Source organism: Paenibacillus sp. D51F (assembly GCF_053345695.1).
In genome coordinates this window covers 40,281-55,405 of sequence record NZ_JBKFAO010000004.1, presented here as the reverse complement: position 1 = coordinate 55,405, position 15,125 = coordinate 40,281, and the positions used below count along the sequence as shown (strand labels likewise).

At 59.7% G+C, this 15,125-nt stretch carries 11 protein-coding genes; 5 read left to right on the top strand and 6 right to left on the bottom strand.

Going from position 1 to position 15,125, the window contains the following annotated elements; translation table 11 throughout:
• Positions 1-85: 85 nt before the first annotated feature.
• The 4 genes from ACLBWT_RS09295 to ACLBWT_RS09280 all read right to left on the bottom strand — a co-directional run bounded on the left by ACLBWT_RS09295 (position 86) and on the right by ACLBWT_RS09280 (position 5,507).
• On the bottom strand, positions 86-1,372 hold the full coding sequence (locus ACLBWT_RS09295; protein ID WP_447662792.1) for a dicarboxylate/amino acid:cation symporter: 1,287 nt from the start codon (positions 1,370-1,372) through the stop codon (positions 86-88).
• Positions 1,373-1,428: 56 nt separating this feature from the next.
• Positions 1,429-2,874: a malic enzyme-like NAD(P)-binding protein gene (locus tag ACLBWT_RS09290; protein WP_447662791.1), complete on the bottom strand. Its 1,446-nt coding sequence runs from the start codon at positions 2,872-2,874 to the stop codon at positions 1,429-1,431.
• Positions 2,875-3,190: 316 nt separating this feature from the next.
• Positions 3,191-3,892 (bottom strand): response regulator, encoded by a 702-nt coding sequence (locus tag ACLBWT_RS09285; RefSeq protein WP_447663093.1) that lies wholly within the window; start codon positions 3,890-3,892, stop codon positions 3,191-3,193.
• Positions 3,885-5,507 (bottom strand): ATP-binding protein, encoded by a 1,623-nt coding sequence (locus tag ACLBWT_RS09280; RefSeq protein ID WP_447662790.1) that lies wholly within the window; start codon positions 5,505-5,507, stop codon positions 3,885-3,887. The genes ACLBWT_RS09285 and ACLBWT_RS09280 overlap by 8 nt, the downstream gene beginning before the upstream one ends.
• Before the next feature lie 225 nt (positions 5,508-5,732).
• Between ACLBWT_RS09280 and ACLBWT_RS09275 the strand changes: the two genes are divergently transcribed.
• Together ACLBWT_RS09275 and udk are read left to right on the top strand one after the other, a co-directional pair.
• On the top strand, positions 5,733-6,806 hold the full coding sequence (locus ACLBWT_RS09275; protein WP_447662789.1) for a DctP family TRAP transporter solute-binding subunit: 1,074 nt from the start codon (positions 5,733-5,735) through the stop codon (positions 6,804-6,806).
• Between the two features lie 374 nt (positions 6,807-7,180).
• Positions 7,181-7,804 carry a uridine kinase gene (udk, locus tag ACLBWT_RS09270; protein ID WP_447662788.1) on the top strand — a complete coding sequence of 208 codons (624 nt, stop codon included), beginning with the start codon at positions 7,181-7,183 and terminating at the stop codon, positions 7,802-7,804.
• A gap of 224 nt (positions 7,805-8,028) precedes the next feature.
• On the opposite strand, the gene ACLBWT_RS09265 is transcribed toward udk, so the two are convergent.
• Complete coding sequence (locus ACLBWT_RS09265; protein WP_447662787.1) at positions 8,029-10,428, bottom strand: MMPL family transporter; 2,400 nt, start codon at positions 10,426-10,428, stop codon at positions 8,029-8,031.
• Positions 10,429-10,523: 95 nt separating this feature from the next.
• A complete protein-coding gene (locus ACLBWT_RS09260) occupies positions 10,524-11,138 on the bottom strand; it encodes a TetR/AcrR family transcriptional regulator (protein ID WP_447662786.1) in 615 nt (204 codons plus the stop codon).
• 354 nt (positions 11,139-11,492) lie between these two features.
• Here ACLBWT_RS09260 and ACLBWT_RS09255 point away from each other — a divergent pair, with 354 nt between their 5' ends.
• The 3 genes from ACLBWT_RS09255 to ACLBWT_RS09245 all read left to right on the top strand — a co-directional run bounded on the left by ACLBWT_RS09255 (position 11,493) and on the right by ACLBWT_RS09245 (position 15,102).
• Positions 11,493-12,410 (top strand): ABC transporter permease, encoded by a 918-nt coding sequence (locus tag ACLBWT_RS09255; RefSeq protein WP_447663092.1) that lies wholly within the window; start codon positions 11,493-11,495, stop codon positions 12,408-12,410.
• Between the two features lie 19 nt (positions 12,411-12,429).
• Positions 12,430-13,317, top strand: a complete 888-nt coding sequence (locus tag ACLBWT_RS09250) for a carbohydrate ABC transporter permease (RefSeq protein ID WP_447662785.1) — start codon at positions 12,430-12,432, stop codon at positions 13,315-13,317.
• 84 nt (positions 13,318-13,401) lie between these two features.
• Positions 13,402-15,102 (top strand): extracellular solute-binding protein, encoded by a 1,701-nt coding sequence (locus tag ACLBWT_RS09245; protein ID WP_447662784.1) that lies wholly within the window; start codon positions 13,402-13,404, stop codon positions 15,100-15,102.
• Positions 15,103-15,125: the final 23 nt, after the last annotated feature.

The window sequence follows — 15,125 nt, the reverse complement described above, 5'->3', positions numbered from 1 at the left end:
AAAGCATGCCAAAAACCGCAACCCCTCGGGGCTGCGGTTTTTGGCGCGGATCGACCGTTGCTTCCGACTAGCCGTGGAGCAAGCTTCAGGCAGAGACGGCGCGGCTGGACGAAGGGTCGATTTCAGGACTGGCTTCCTTCAGAGGCTGGAACTGGTTTTCGCTCTTGGCGATGACGACGGTAGCGACGGAGTTGCCGATCAGGTTCGTGATGGCGCGTGCCTCCGACATGAAGCGGTCGACGCCGATCAGCAGCGCGATGCCTTCAAGCGGGATCGGCGTGCCGGGCAGTGCGGCCAAGGTGGCCGCAAGAGTGATGAAGCCGGAGCCGGTCACGCCAGCCGCTCCCTTGGAGGTGAGCATGAGCACGCCGAGGAAGGTCACGATCTGGAGCAGAGTCAGCTCGATGCCGTAAGCCTGCGCGATGAAGAGCGCCGCCATCGAGAGGTAGATGCTGGTGCCGTCCAGATTGAAGGAATAGCCGGTCGGGACGACGAGGCCGACGACGGGCTTGGAGCAGCCGTATGATTCCATCTTGTTCATGAGGCGCGGCAGGGCGGACTCCGAGGAGGAGGTGCCGAGCACGAGCAGGATCTCGTCCTTGATGTGGCGGATCAGGCCGAAGATGCTGAATTTGTAGTAGCGGGCGATCAGGCCGAGCACGACGATGATGAACAGGAACATCGTCATGTACGTCGCGAGCATCATTTTGCCCAGCGAGAGAAGGGAGCCGAGACCGAACTTGCCGATCGTATAGGCCATCGCTCCACCCGCTGCATACGGGGAGAACTTCATGATGATGCCGACGATCTTGAAGAAGATCTCATTCAGCTTCTCGAAAAATTCCGTAACCGGACGGCCCTTGTCGCCGAGCATGGACAGCGCGAGGCCGAACAGGACGGAGAAGAAGAGCACCGGCAGCATCTGGCCGCTCGCCATCGCGGCGATCGCGTTGTCGGGAATGATGCCGAGCAGGAAGTCCTTGAAGCCATGCGAGGTTTCGGACGCCTGCTGCGCATAGCCGGCGACCGCGTCGGCCTTGCTGCCGACGCCCGAGGTGTCGATGCCGTCGCCGGGACGGATCAGGTAGGCGATGGCGATGCCGATCGCCATGGCGAAGGTGGTCACGAGCTCGAAGTAGAGCAGCGCCTTGCCGCCGATCCGGCCGATCTTTTTCATGCTGCCCATGCCCGCGAAGCCGATGACGATCGTGAAGAACACGATCGGCGTGATGACCATCTTGATCAGCTTGATGAAGATGTCGGCGAGCACCTTGAGCGAAGCCCCGAAGCTCGGGAAGAAATACCCGATGGCGATGCCGATCACGATGGCGGTCAGCACCTGGACAGTCAGGTTTCTGAAGTTGATTTTCATCGGAACCCCTCTTTCTTGTCTGGTCGGTTGTCAGGCTTGGATACGGACGGTTCCCTTCAAATAGGCGTTGGAGCCGAAGCTTTCGGCTTGGAGGGGGTCTCCTTGCGGGCGACGCCGGAGGCGTATGCGGCTTCGATGACCGCCTCGCGCACCTTCTCCACGACCTGATGGTTGAATACGCTCGGAATGATGTACTGCTCGTTCAGCTCCTCGTCCGTCACGACAGAAGCGATCGCCTTGGCGGCGGCCAGCTTCATCTCCTCCGTCACGCGGGAGGCGCGGCAGTCGAGGATGCCGCGGAAGATGCCCGGGAAGCAGAGCACGTTGTTGATCTGGTTCGGATAGTCGGAGCGGCCCGTCGCCATGACGCGGACGTAAGGCTCGGCCTCCTCCGGCAGAATCTCAGGAGTCGGGTTCGCCATCGCGAAGACGATCGGGTCGGCGGCCATTTTTTTCAAGTCTTCCGTCTTCAGCACGCCGGGCCCGGAGACGCCGATGAAGATGTCCGCGCCTTCAATGACATCGGAGAGGCTGCCTTCGAGACGGCCAGGGTTCGTGTTGTCGGCATACCATTGCCAGTATTCGTTGGCGTAGCTCTTGCCGGGGACAAGGGCGCCTTCGCGGTCCACGCCGACGATGTTGGCGACGCCGGCGGCCATAAGCATTTTGGAGCAGGCTGTGCCGGCGGCGCCGATGCCGCAAACGACGACCTTGCATGACTGCAGCGTCTTGCCGATGAGCTTGACGGCATTCAGCAAGCCGGCCAGCAGCACGACGGCCGTGCCGTGCTGGTCGTCATGGAAGACGGGGATATCGAGCTCCTCGGCCAGGCGCCGCTCGATCTCGAAGCAGCGGGGAGCGGAGATGTCCTCCAGATTGATGCCGCCGAAGGTCGGGGAGAGAGCCTTGACGATCGCGATGATTTCTTCGGTATCCTGGGTTTTCAGGCAGATCGGGAACGCATCCACCCCGGCGAACTGCTTGAACAGGACGGCCTTGCCTTCCATGACCGGCATTGCGGCTTCCGGCCCGATGTTGCCGAGGCCGAGCACGGCGGAGCCGTCGGAGACGACCGCGATCGTGTTGCGCTTGATCGTCAGCGTATGGGCGCGGGACGGCTTCTCATGGATGGCCATGCATACTCTCGCGACTCCGGGCGTGTAGACGCGGGACAGATCGTCGCGGTTTTTGATCGGCGTCTTGGGCGTCGTCTCGATCTTGCCTCCGATATGAAGCAGGAACGTCTGGTCGGACACCTGCAGCACGCGGACGCCGGGAAGCTGGCCGACAGCGGACGCGATCCGGTCGGCATGGCTCTGGTCGTACACGTTGACGGTCAGGTCGCGCACCGTGGAGGCGGAATCGGAGCGCGTGACGTCGATCGCGACGATATCGCCGCCGGTATCCCCGATGACCGTGGCGATCTGGGCGAACGAAGCGGTGGCCCGGCTGAGCTCCAGCCGGAGAATGATCGGTGTTGAAGCGCCTGTAGGTATGGACATGGGACTGCACATCCTTTGCATCTGAAGGTTCAGTTCATGGGTTCTTTCTGTGACAGGGATACTGGCCGTGATGTGCTCGCAAGCTCGTTCTAGTGTTCGCGCCACACTTCTGTTTTCATGATATCGCTTTCATTTGAAAGCGCTAGCATACGGTCATAATGGTTGTTTTGGTCTTTATGGTCATGAAGGGGATGGAGCGTGGAGGAGGGGAAGAGAGAAGGCGGAGAGCGGAACTTTGCTGCTGTGCCGCTATGGCATCACGATAAAAAACCCGCAGCCAGGGTTGGCTGCGGGTCGCATGAATATCAGATTTTGTTCAGCGAATTGTGTTAAGAGAATAAAGGTTGACCGACCTGCCGACGCCGTATTGAAGCTGGAGGGTGACCTGGCCGCTCTTGGCCAGATGCTCCAAATACCGTCTGGCCGTGACACGGGCAATGCCGACGTTTTCAGCGACGCTCTCGGCCGATACGGCTTCCGGCTGAAGCCCGAGATAGCGGATAATCTGCGCCAGCGTCGCTGCCTGGAGCCCCTTGGGAAGGTTGTCCCCAGTTCTGGAAGGAGGGGCTGAAGCCGCAAGGTCCGAGCCTGAGCCGTGCAGATACCGATCCAGCTCGCCCTGATCCAGCTCCCCGCCGGAGCCAAGCTGCTCGCGGCGCTGGAGCCAGCGAAGGAGAGCTTCCCGCACGCGCTCCGCCTTGAACGGCTTCATGATGTAGTCGTCCGCTCCGCCCTGCACCATGGAGCGGATCGTGTCCCGGTCGTTGGCGGCGCTGATGACGATGACTCCGGCCGCATGGCCTTCGCTGCGCAGCTGCCGAAGCGTCTGGATGCCGTCCAGTCCGGGCATGTAAATGTCGAGTATGACCATGTCCGGATTCATTCGGCGGATCAGCTCCATGCCTTCCAGTCCGCCGGAAGCGGTGCCGACGACGCGGAAGCCTTCCACCGATTCCACGAACTGCCGGTTGACCTCGCGGACCATGGGATCGTCTTCGATCAGGATGACTTCAACCATCTTCATGTTCGCTCCTTCCTGTTTCCAGCTGCCTCTCCTCCGCCATGGGGAAGAACAGCGTGATGGATGTGCCTGCTCCGGGCGCGGATTCGACCTGGATCGTTCCGCCGCCCTTCTCCGCGATGCCTGCGATCAGATGCATGCCGATGCCCCGGCCGTCTCCCGGCTTGGTGCTGAAGCCGCGCTCGAACATGCGGCGGCGGACATGCTCATCCATGCCGCAGCCGTTGTCCTCTACGAGCAGAGACAGCTGCTCGTCGTCCTGCTCCAGGCTGACGAGCACGCGCCTGGGCTCAGGAGCCTCCGCCAGCGAATCGAAGGCATTCTCGATCAGATTGCCGAGCAGGACGACGAAATCATGATGGTCGAGATGCTCCGGGAAACGCTGCAGCCGGCTGTGGGGATCGATCTGCACGTCGATGCCGAGCTCCTGGCCGCGGCTGATTTTGCCGAGCAGCAATCCGGTCAGGCTGTCATGGAAAAACCGGGTTCCGAGGAACCGGTTCAGCTCTTCGCGCTCGCCCGACATGCGGAACAGATAGTCGAGCGCCTGCTCGCCCTGCCCGAGCTGGATCAGCCCTCCGATCGTATGCAGCCGGTTCATATACTCGTGGTTCTGGACCCTCACCGTGTCCACGAACGCTTTGACCCCGGTCAGCTCCTCCGCCATCCGGGCCACCTCGGTCCGGTCCTGGAAGATGGCTACGGCGCCGACGGTATGTCCCTGCACACGGATCGGCACGCGGTTGCTGACAATATGCTTGCCGCCGATGAAGATTTCCTGCTGGTAGACCGGAGCATCCAGCTCCAGAATCTCCGGCAGCCGGGTATCGGGGAGAACCTCGCGGATAGGACGTCCGACCACTTCGCCGTCGATATGGAAGATCTGGCGCGCCCGCTCGTTGAAGACGGCGATCCGCTCGTCGTTGTGGATGGCGATGACGCCCTCGTGCATCGCATGGAAGGTCGCATCCCGCTCCACCAGCAGCCGGGCGATCTCCAGCGGCTCCATGTCGAACATATCCTTCTTGATCTGCCTAGCCAGCGCCCATGAGCCGGCGAGGCCGACCAGCAGCGACAGCAGCAGAATGGCGGAGATCTGCCCGGCGAAGGGCAGAATGACCTCTCCGGGAGAGGGGAGGACGCGTCCTGCGAGCACGGTGCCGATCTGCATATGCGAGTTGTCCATGACCGGGACAAAAGCGCGCAGCGCGGTTCCGAGCTCGCCCTTCGCCTTGGAGACATAGCTGTGCTCGGCGAATGCCGGCCCTTCGTCTGTTCCCCGGGAATAGGTGCCGACACGGTCCGGTACCGGATGCGACAGCCGCTTATGCTGCATGTCCATGACCACCACATAGGTGGCGTCATGGATGATGCCGATCCGTTCGGCGGCCTCCCGCAGCTGGGGCTGCCGGGCTTCCTCCTCCAGCCCGGCGGCGATCTCGGGCAGCCGGGCCGCCGTCCTGGCTGTGACGAGCAGCCGTCTGCCGAGCTCCTCCTCCTGCAGATGGAGGATGCTGCCGACCGCTACGCCGCCGCCGGCTATGAGCGCGAACAGCACGACGCCGAAGGAGAGCAGGGCGATTTTCCAGTTGATTTTGAGCTGCTTGAGCATGGTCGGGCCTGTCTCCTTGCGGGATGGAATAGGGTCTATAAGCAATTTCCCCTCATCATACACCAGAGCAAGAGGCCTGCAAACCTGCGGCGATACCGAGGGCGGGCTTCTCCAACAGCCGTCAGGTAGGATAAGATGAGGTTCATGAAGATGTGGATTAGGGCTGAGGACAAGGCTGAGATGAGGACGAGATGAGGACGAAATGAGGACGGGAGGCGGGGAGGAATGAGCAGAAGGTTCAGGCTGTGGGGCGGCGGTCTGCTGCTGGCGGCGGCTGCCGTGCTGTCCATGTTCTGGCTTGGAGGGTACAAGCTGCCCGGCCCGCTGCCGGTGGACGACGAGCAGACGGGCTTCAGCGGCAGGCATGTCATCAAGTTCAGCTACGTCGTGGCGGAGAATACGCCCAAGGGACTGGCCGCGCAGCGGTTCGCGGATCTGGTGGAGGAGAAGTCCGGCGGCACGGTGCAGGTGCAGTTGTTCCCGAACGGAACGCTGTTCACGGAGCCGGACGAGCAGGCCGCTCTGGCTCGCGGGGATGTGCAGATGATCGCGCCTGCCTTTTCCAATCTGTCGACCCGGATGCCGGAGTGGAGCGTCATGGACTTGCCCTTCGCCTTCCGCACGGAAGAAGCGGTGGAGGAGGCATTCAGCGGCGAGGTCGGCTCACTGCTGTTCAAGCGGCTGGAGAGCAGGGGCATGATCGGCCTTGCCTTCTGGGGCAACGGGTTCAAGCAGATGACGGCGAGCGATAAGCCCCTTGCGCATCCCGAGGATTTCAGCGGCATGAAGTTCCGCATCCTGCCGGGCCCGATCGTTGATGCCCAGTTCCGGGCTTTGGGCGCCTCGACGGCGGACATTCCGTTCAACAGCGTGTACAAGGCTTACGAGAGCGGCAGCGTCGACGGCGGGGAGAACACGATCACGAATATTTACAGCAAGAAGTTCTACCAGGTGCAGAAATACATGACGGTCAGCAACCACGCCTATCTCGGGTACGCCGTGCTGATGAACCGCTCCTTCTGGGAAAGCCTGCCGCCGGATGTGCAGGCCATCATTCAGGAGGCGATGCGGGAGACGACCGGCTGGGCCAACAAGAGCGCGCGTGAGATGAGCCGCAAGGAGCTCGCGGAAATGCGGAGCGGCCGCTGGATGAACATCGTCGATCTGCAGGAGCCGGAGCGGCGGGAGTGGATGGCTCTGTGGGAGCCGCTGTACGGACAGGCGGAGAAGCTCGCGGGGCGGGAGCTGATGGATGCGGTGCGGCGGCTGCGGAGCAAGTATGGGGGCGGGGAGGGATGAGAATTCAGCTTGCTGGTTTAGAGTAAAATAATGGGCAGCGGCTTAGTCATATTTGACATGGTATCCTTGTTTATGAGGTTTACATTTTTGGGTTTGAAAACCTACTCGGGACAAGGAGTTTTAAGGTGTGCGACCGCTTCCCGTGCGGGAGCACGGATTGAATATCCAGATGAGAAATAGGGTTTAAATAGGAAGGTTTTCCCCTCCTTTATCCTTGTGTGATCAAAAGTTGGAAAAGCGGATCGCACCGGATTTGTCCAATCCCAGAACTTACCGCTCCCAGGCTCCAAAACATGATTTCCAACGGATGAAAAAATCCTCCCGCTGTGCTAAACTAACGGAATTGCATGTAATTTGGGGGGTAACAAGGCTTTATGCTTATCATAGGAATCGCCGGCGGCACAGGCTCGGGCAAAACGACCGTCGCCCGCTCCGTCATCGACCGGATGGGACCGGGCAAAGTGACATTCATCTCGCAGGACAACTACTATAAGGATCACTCGGAGCTCAGCATGAGCGAGAGGGAGAAGATCAATTACGATCATCCCTTCGCCTTTGACAACGAGCTGCTCATCGAGAATCTCAAAACGCTGAAGCAGGGGCTGAGCGCCCAGGCTCCCGTCTACGACTTCACGGTCCACGCACGCCGCACGGACAAGTCCGTCGAGCTGAAGCCGAGCAATATCGTCATCATCGAGGGGCTGCATGTGCTCTCCGACGAGAATCTGCGCGAGCTGCTGGATATCAAGGTGTTCGTGGACACCGATCCGGACGTCCGCATTCTGCGCCGCGTGCTGCGCGACATCGAGGAGCGGGGCCGGACGATCCACTCCATCCACGACCAGTATCTCAATACGGTCAAGCCGATGCATGAAGCGTTCATCGAGCCGTCCAAGAAGTACGCCGACATCATCATTCCCGAAGGCGGCCACAACGAAGTCGGCATCGAGCTGCTCTCGGTGCTGACCGAAAAATACCTGCACGGCAGCCGCAAGTAATCATCCTGCCTAATCCGGCAGCCGGCGCGAACCGGCTCTGCCCTTTAAGCCTCCCAGCCGGGAGGCTTTTTTGCGCCCTGAGACCGATTCTCGTCGATCGGTTTTTTGTTTCATGCCTGATCTTTTAAGCCCTTTAAAAATGCACCCCCTAAAGGTTCAAAGGCCAACACCGGAGTGTTGGCCTTTGTCCTTTTACAGAAGGTGCCTTTGTCTTTTTTTGGGCCTTAAATGCGATCCTGACCTTGAACGGCTGCATGGTGTGCAGCCTGTTCCTTGGCGTTCAGCCGGGCGATCAGCTTGTCGCCCTCGACGTCGAGGTTCGGCAGCATGCGGTCGAGCCACTTCGGAAGCTTCCAGGCCGCGTCTCCGAAGATGGCCATGACGGCGGGCACGAGCGTCATGCGGATGATGAAGGCGTCGATCAGGATGCCTGCCGCGAGCGCAAAGCCGATCTGCTTGATCATGATATCCGGCGCGAAGATGAATCCGGCGAATACGGACACCATGATGACGGCGGCCGCCACGACGACGCGGCTTGACTGCTCGTAGCCGTGAATGACGCTGTCCGTTCCTTTATGTCCGTGGACATACGATTCCCGCATGGAGCTGACGAGGAACACCTGGTAGTCCATCGCGAGGCCGTACAGGATGCCGGTCACCATGATCGGCATGAAGCTGAGCAGCGGGCCGCCGGTGTCGAAGCCGAAGATGGAATGGAGCCAGCCCCATTGGTAGACGGCGGTGGTGATGCCGAACGTGGCCAGCACGCTGAGCAGGAAGCCGACCGTAGCTTTGATCGGAACGATGATCGAACGGAACACGAGCAGGAGAATGATCACCGACAGAATCACGATAATGAGGATGTAGGTCGGGAATACATCGGCCAGCTTGGAGGACATGTCGATGTTGATGGCCGTGAAGCCGGTGACGCCGAGCGTGACATGGTTCTCCTTCGCGACGGCGGAGTCGGGAGCGCGGAGCTCCTGGACGAGAGTCCGGGTTGCCGCGTCGGTCGGTCCCGTGGTCGGGATGACGCTGATGATGCCGATGTCGCCGGTCTTGTTGATGCCCATCGGAGAGACGAGAGCGGCGCCCTCCTGGCCTTGAAGCCCTTGGACCAGCTTGTTCAAGCCCTCGGGCGTGATGCGTCCCGAATCGGAATCAGGCTCCGCGACCAGAAGGAGCGGGCCGTTGTAGCCTTCCCCGAAGCCGTCGGAGATGGCGTCGTAGCTCTGCCTGACGGGGGTGTCCAGATTGGCGGTCGCTCCGGAGGGAATGCCCATCTCCATCTTGGCGACCGGAATCGCGGCAACGCCGAGCACGGCCACGACTCCAATCACGACGAGCCAACGGGCCTTGACGACTCCTTTAGCCCAGCGATGCGCGAAGCCGTGGCGCTTTTTGGACGAAGCGGCATTTTTTGCACGCGCCTTGGGCGAGACGATCTTTTCGCCGATCAGGCCAAGCAGCGCAGGCAGCAGCGTCAGGGAGAGCAGGACGTTGACGAAGACGGTCACAGCTGCGACCAGCGCCATCGCGGACAGGAAGGCGATGCCGATGACGAGCATGCCGCACAAGGCGATGATGACGGTCAAGCCGGCGAAGAAGACCGCGCTGCCGGCGGTGCCGACGGATCGGCTGGCCGCTTCGCGCGCGCTTAGGCCCTGATCGAGCATCATCCGCCGCTGGCGATTGACGATGAACAGCGAGTAGTCGATGCCGACGGCCAGGCCGACCATGAGCGCCAGCACCGGCGTAATATCGGTCATCGGGATGAATTTGGAGAAGGCGAACGCAGCGCCGACGCTGATCCCTACTCCGAGCAGGGCGGACAGCAGCGGCAGTCCGGCGGCGACGACCGAGCCGAGGGTCATCAGCAGGACGACGGCGGCAACCGCTACGCCGATGGCTTCCGTGGAGCCGATGGCAGGCTTGCCCGTCAGAGAGTCGCTGGGAAGGGCGGTGATGCCGGAGCCGTTCTGCTCGACGGTATCGATGGCTGCGATCACGCTGTCCGTCACCGACTTGGGCAGCGAGGTCTGCTGCACGGTGAACTGGAACTGGAACATCGCCACGCTGCCGTCGGCGGACAGCATGACGCCGGGCAGCGGCGCGCCGTCGACCATCATAGGACCATAGGCTGGCGCGGCGCTCTGAGTCTGCCCGCTGCCTGTATCGGCGGCGGCGTCTCCTGCCTGGCTCTGCCCGCCGCCAGCTGCGTCCGCCGCACCAGCCGCAGGAGAGTCTCCTGCCTGGCCTTGCGCCGAGGCGGCGGCCGCTGCTTGCGCAGCCAGCTCGGCGGGATTGATGACATAGTCGAGCTGATACACGTCGTTGATTGCTTTTTGGATCAGGCCGGACCGCTCCGGTGTATCGAGGCGTTCGCCTTTGGGAGCGGTGAACACGACGCTGGCTTGTCCGCCGGAAGCCTCCGGCAGCTCCTTTTGCAGCTGATCCAGCACCTTCTGCGATTCCGTGCCTTCGATTTTCATCTCGGAGGTGACGTGGATGCCGTTGATTCCAAGCAGAGCGAGGACGACGCCGAGAATCGCGATCCAGCTCAGGATGAATCGCCATGGCTTGTCATAGGCGGACTTCCCCGCCTGATAAAGAAAAGTGGACATATGTAGCAGATCTCTCCTTTTGGTTGAACGGGATGAAGGACGCGGACTGGATGAACAAGGTGAACAAAGTGGATGAACGAGATGAATGAAGGAGACTAGAAGCCGCCCCGCAAGTAACCGAAGGCCGTGTCCAAATAATGCTCGAACGATACCGCATCAGACGCGCCGGTCTCCGGCTCGTCCGGCAGAAGGACGTCAATGCTCCCGTCGATCAGAGGGAGAACGGCTCCGTACAGAGCTCCGGCAAGGAGATGGGAGTAGACGTCGGGATATCTTCCGCGAGAGATGCCGTTCAAGGTCGTTTGCGCCTCCAGCTGCAATCGGCGAAGCAGGCTGAGGATATAGGGCTCCAGGGTAGGCGAGCGCTTGGACAGCGATACGAGAGCACGCAATTTCCGGATCAGCTCGGCCGTAAGCCGCATCTTCATCAGCCGGAAAAGAACGTCGAGCGGATGAGAGCCTTCGGGCAGCGTCTTCAGCATATCCATAGGTTCTTGCTTCTCTTTGAAGGCGAAGGCCGCCATGACGACCGCTTCTTCCTTGCAGGCAAAATAATTCGCAAACGTTCTTCTGGAGTAGCCGGCGCGGCGCGCGATATCATCGACCACAAAGCCGTCCAGTCCATGCTCCAGAGCCAGCTCGAAAGCCGATTCTGCCAGAGCGTGGGCGGTCGCTTCTTTCTTCAAGTCCCGTAGGGTAGGTTTGTCCATGGCTATGCGTTTATGCGCACACCTCGCTTTCCTGAGACGGTCCTGGCTCACCAAGAGGAAACCGTATATAAATAGTATTGCCCATCGGGCAAACATGCACAATGGGCAAGATGTTGCAGAATCATGTCTTTTTTATTAAGGGAGGAAAGAGGGATCGCGCCAGACGAATGGGTGAAGGATGGGTTGGAAACCGATTCTCGGCTGGATTCCACCTGAAAAATAGTAACCTTACCTAGAATCTGGCACCTGTTCATGTTCAATTCAAGCGCTTACAATGAGGACAGTCAACGGAGGTGCAAGGCAATGAAGTCAGAAGCTCAGGTGAAGGCCCCGACCGTAAGGTCCGCCGCAGGCATGGGTAGAGGGCAGAAATGGCTTAGAAGGCTGTACAGCCAAAGGTATTTGCAGATCATGGCGCTGCTCGGCGTCGCCTGGATGATCGTGTTCAACTACATTCCGATGTACGGAATCATCATTGCCTTCAAGGAATACGACATCATTTTCCCGATGTCCATGGCGCCTTGGGTCGGTCTCGACAATTTCAGGGAATTCCTGAACGACGACATGCTGCTGACCGTCATCAAGAATACGCTCGGCATCAGCTTGATCAAGCTGATCGTAGGATTCCCGCTTCCGATCGTTTTTGCCCTATTGCTCAATGAAGTCCGGTCCGTCCTGTTCAAGAAATGGACCCAGACGATCACCTACCTGCCGCACTTTCTGAGCTGGGTCATCCTCGGCGGCATCCTCGCCACCTGGCTGTCCGATGTCGGCGTCATCAACAAGATATTGCTGTCATTGAATGTAATCGATTCACCTATAACTTATCTGGCCGAGCCGAAGTATTTCTGGTCCATCATCATCGTCTCGGATATATGGAAGGAGCTCGGCTGGTCGGCGATCATCTATCTCGCGGCCATCAGCAGCGTGTCTCCCGAGCTGTACGAGGCGGCGACGATCGACGGAGCGGGGCGGTTCCAGAAAATGCGCAACATCACGCTGCCCTCCATCATGGGCACGATCACGATCCTGTTCATCCTGGCGGTCGGCAACGTCCTGAACTCCAACTTCGACCAGATTCTCGTGCTGCGCAACCAGCTCAACGCCGATGCGAGTACGGTAATCGATTATTACGTGTACCAGACCGGCCTGATCGACAACCGCTTCTCCTACTCGACGGCGGTCAACTTGATCAAGTCCGTCATCGCCCTCATTCTGCTCGTCGGGGCGAACTTCGTCACCAAGAAGCTCAACAACAACTCGCTGTTCTAAGAGGAGGTCCGTGACTACCATGTTTACCCTAAAAAGGCAAAGCCCCGGCGAAACGGCCTTCGGCATCGTCAACGGTTTCCTGATGCTCGTCATCTGCTTCCTGACGCTGTATCCGATCTGGTATGTCCTGGTCAACGCCTTCAATGATGGAGCGGACGGGATGCGCGGCGGCATCTACTGGTGGCCGCGGCAGTTCAGCCTGGACAGCTTCGGAGCCGTCTTCCGCAGCCAGGGCATCATGACCGCCATGGGCATCACGGTGGCCAAGACGCTTCTCGGGGTTCCCATCCACGTCCTGTTCACGGCAATGGTCGCCTATGCCGTAAGCCGAAGGGAACTCATCGGCCGCAATGTGTACATGATCATCGGCACGATCACGATGTTCTTCGGAGGCGGCCTGATTCCATACTACCTGCTGATCCGCGACCTCCACATGCTGGACAACTTCCTTGTCTACATCATTCCGGCGGCGTTCAGCTTTTTCGACCTCATCATCTTCCTCAGCTTCTTCCGGGAAATTCCGGCCGGGCTGGAGGAGGCGGCGAGGATCGACGGAGCCAACGACTTCACGATCTTCCTGAAGGTGGTCATTCCGGTCTCGATGCCGGTCGTCGTCACCATCGCCCTGTTCCACGGGGTGTACCAGTGGAACGATTACTTCACGGGGATGATCTACATGAACAATATGGACCTGCAGCCGATCCAGACGTTCCTGTACCGGGTCGTCGCCCAGTCCAGCTCGAACCAGATGCTGGGGGCCATGCCGAGCGGGGTCACGCAGACCGTGACCAGCCAGTCGCTGAAGCTGGCGACGATGGTCGTCACGACCGCGCCGATCGTATGCGTGTATCCGTTCCTGCAGAAGTACTTCGTCAAAGGCTTCATGGTTGGTTCCCTCAAGGGCTGACGTCAACGGGATTATCCGTTCCGCGCCGAGCGGGATTGATAATATAGATCGCACTCATCAACCATAGAAAAGGGGCAACTTTCAATGGGAACTACGCGTAAGGTGGCAACAACGCTTCTGGCGCTGGCCATGACCTTCTCCGTCGCTGCCTGCTCCGGCGGCAGCAATAATGCCGGCAGCAACAACAAGGGGGCTGACGGATCCGCATCGCCGGCACCGTCGGCACCGGCAGCCAACACGGAAGCATCGACATCCCCGGCTCCGGCAGCTAGCGACGAGCCGGCCTGGAAGCAGGACACCTCGCCGATCACGTTCGACTGGTACATGAACTTCAGCTGGTTCAACAAGAAATGGGGCGGCGACGCCACAGCCGAGTACATCACCAAGAAAACCGGCGTCAAGCTGAACTTCATCGTGCCGGCCGGCAACGAGAACGAGAAGCTGAACACGCTGATGGCTTCCGGCTCGCTGCCTGACTTCATCACGCTCGGCTGGTACGAGGAAGGCGTCCGCAAGATGATCGAGGGCAAGCTGGTGCTGCCGCTCAACGAGCTGGCGAAGGAATACGATCCATACTTCTTCAAGATTGCGGACCCGGCCAAGGTGGGCTGGTATACGAAGGATGACGGCAATATATACGGCTACCCGAACGCATCGTCGTCCCCGGCCGACTACGAGAAATATGGAGAGAACTTCACGTCCAACCAGACCTTCGCCGTCCGCAAGGATATGTACGAGGCGCTCGGCAAGCCGGATATGAGCACGCCGGAAGGATTCTTGAATGCGCTTAAAATGGCCAAGGAGAAATTCCCGGATGTGAACGGCCAGCCGCTCATTCCGCTCGGCCTGCATGAATTCACGGAGACGGGCAACTACTCGCTTGAAGGCTACCTCCAGAACTTCCTGGCCATTCCTCAGGTGAAGGACGGCAAGCTGTATGACCGCCGCCAGGATCCGGAATACCTCAAATGGCTGAAAGTATTCCGCCAGGCGAACCAGGACGGCCTGCTGGCGAAGGACATCTTCATCGACAAGCGTCCGCAAATGGAAGAAAAGATCGCCCAAGGCCGCTACTTCGCGATGCTGTACCAGCGCTCCGACTTCGCGGCGCAGAACACGCAGCTGTTCCAGAAGGATCCGAACATGGTCTACATCGCCGTGGACGGACCGAAGAACGCAGCCGGCGAGCAGCCGACGCTGTCCGGTCCTGGCATCTCCGGCTGGACGGTCACGCTGATCTCCAAAAACGTCAAGGACAAGAAACGCGCCATCGCTTTCCTCAGCTACCTGATGAGCGAAGAAGGCAATAAAGATATGTATCTTGGTGAGAAAGGCGTAACCTATGATACAATCGACGGCAAAGACCAGTTCAAGCCGGAAGTGCTGGACCTGCTCAACAAGGACCGCACGGCGTTCGACCAGAAATACGGCGCTTCGTACACGTACTGGATGCTCATGGACACGAACATGAACCTGCAGTGGGCGCCTCCTAGCGTCGAGCCTTCCAAGCAGATGGAAGACTGGACGAAGGGCAAGTCGATCAGCATGGCCGAATACGACAACCTCGACCCGGCAGCTACGAGCAAGGAAGGCGTCGCCGGAAGCAAGAACGCCCGCGCATGGGGCAAGGCTCTGCCTAAGATGCTGCTGGCGAAGTCCGATGCCGAGTTAGACGAGATCTTCAACAAGTACCTGAAAGACCGCAACGAACAGGAAGCGATCGATGCTTTCCGTCAATCCGCATTCGAGTCCAACCTGAAAAAGCTTGAATCCTTCGGCAAATGATTCATCCGGCTCTGGCCGATAAA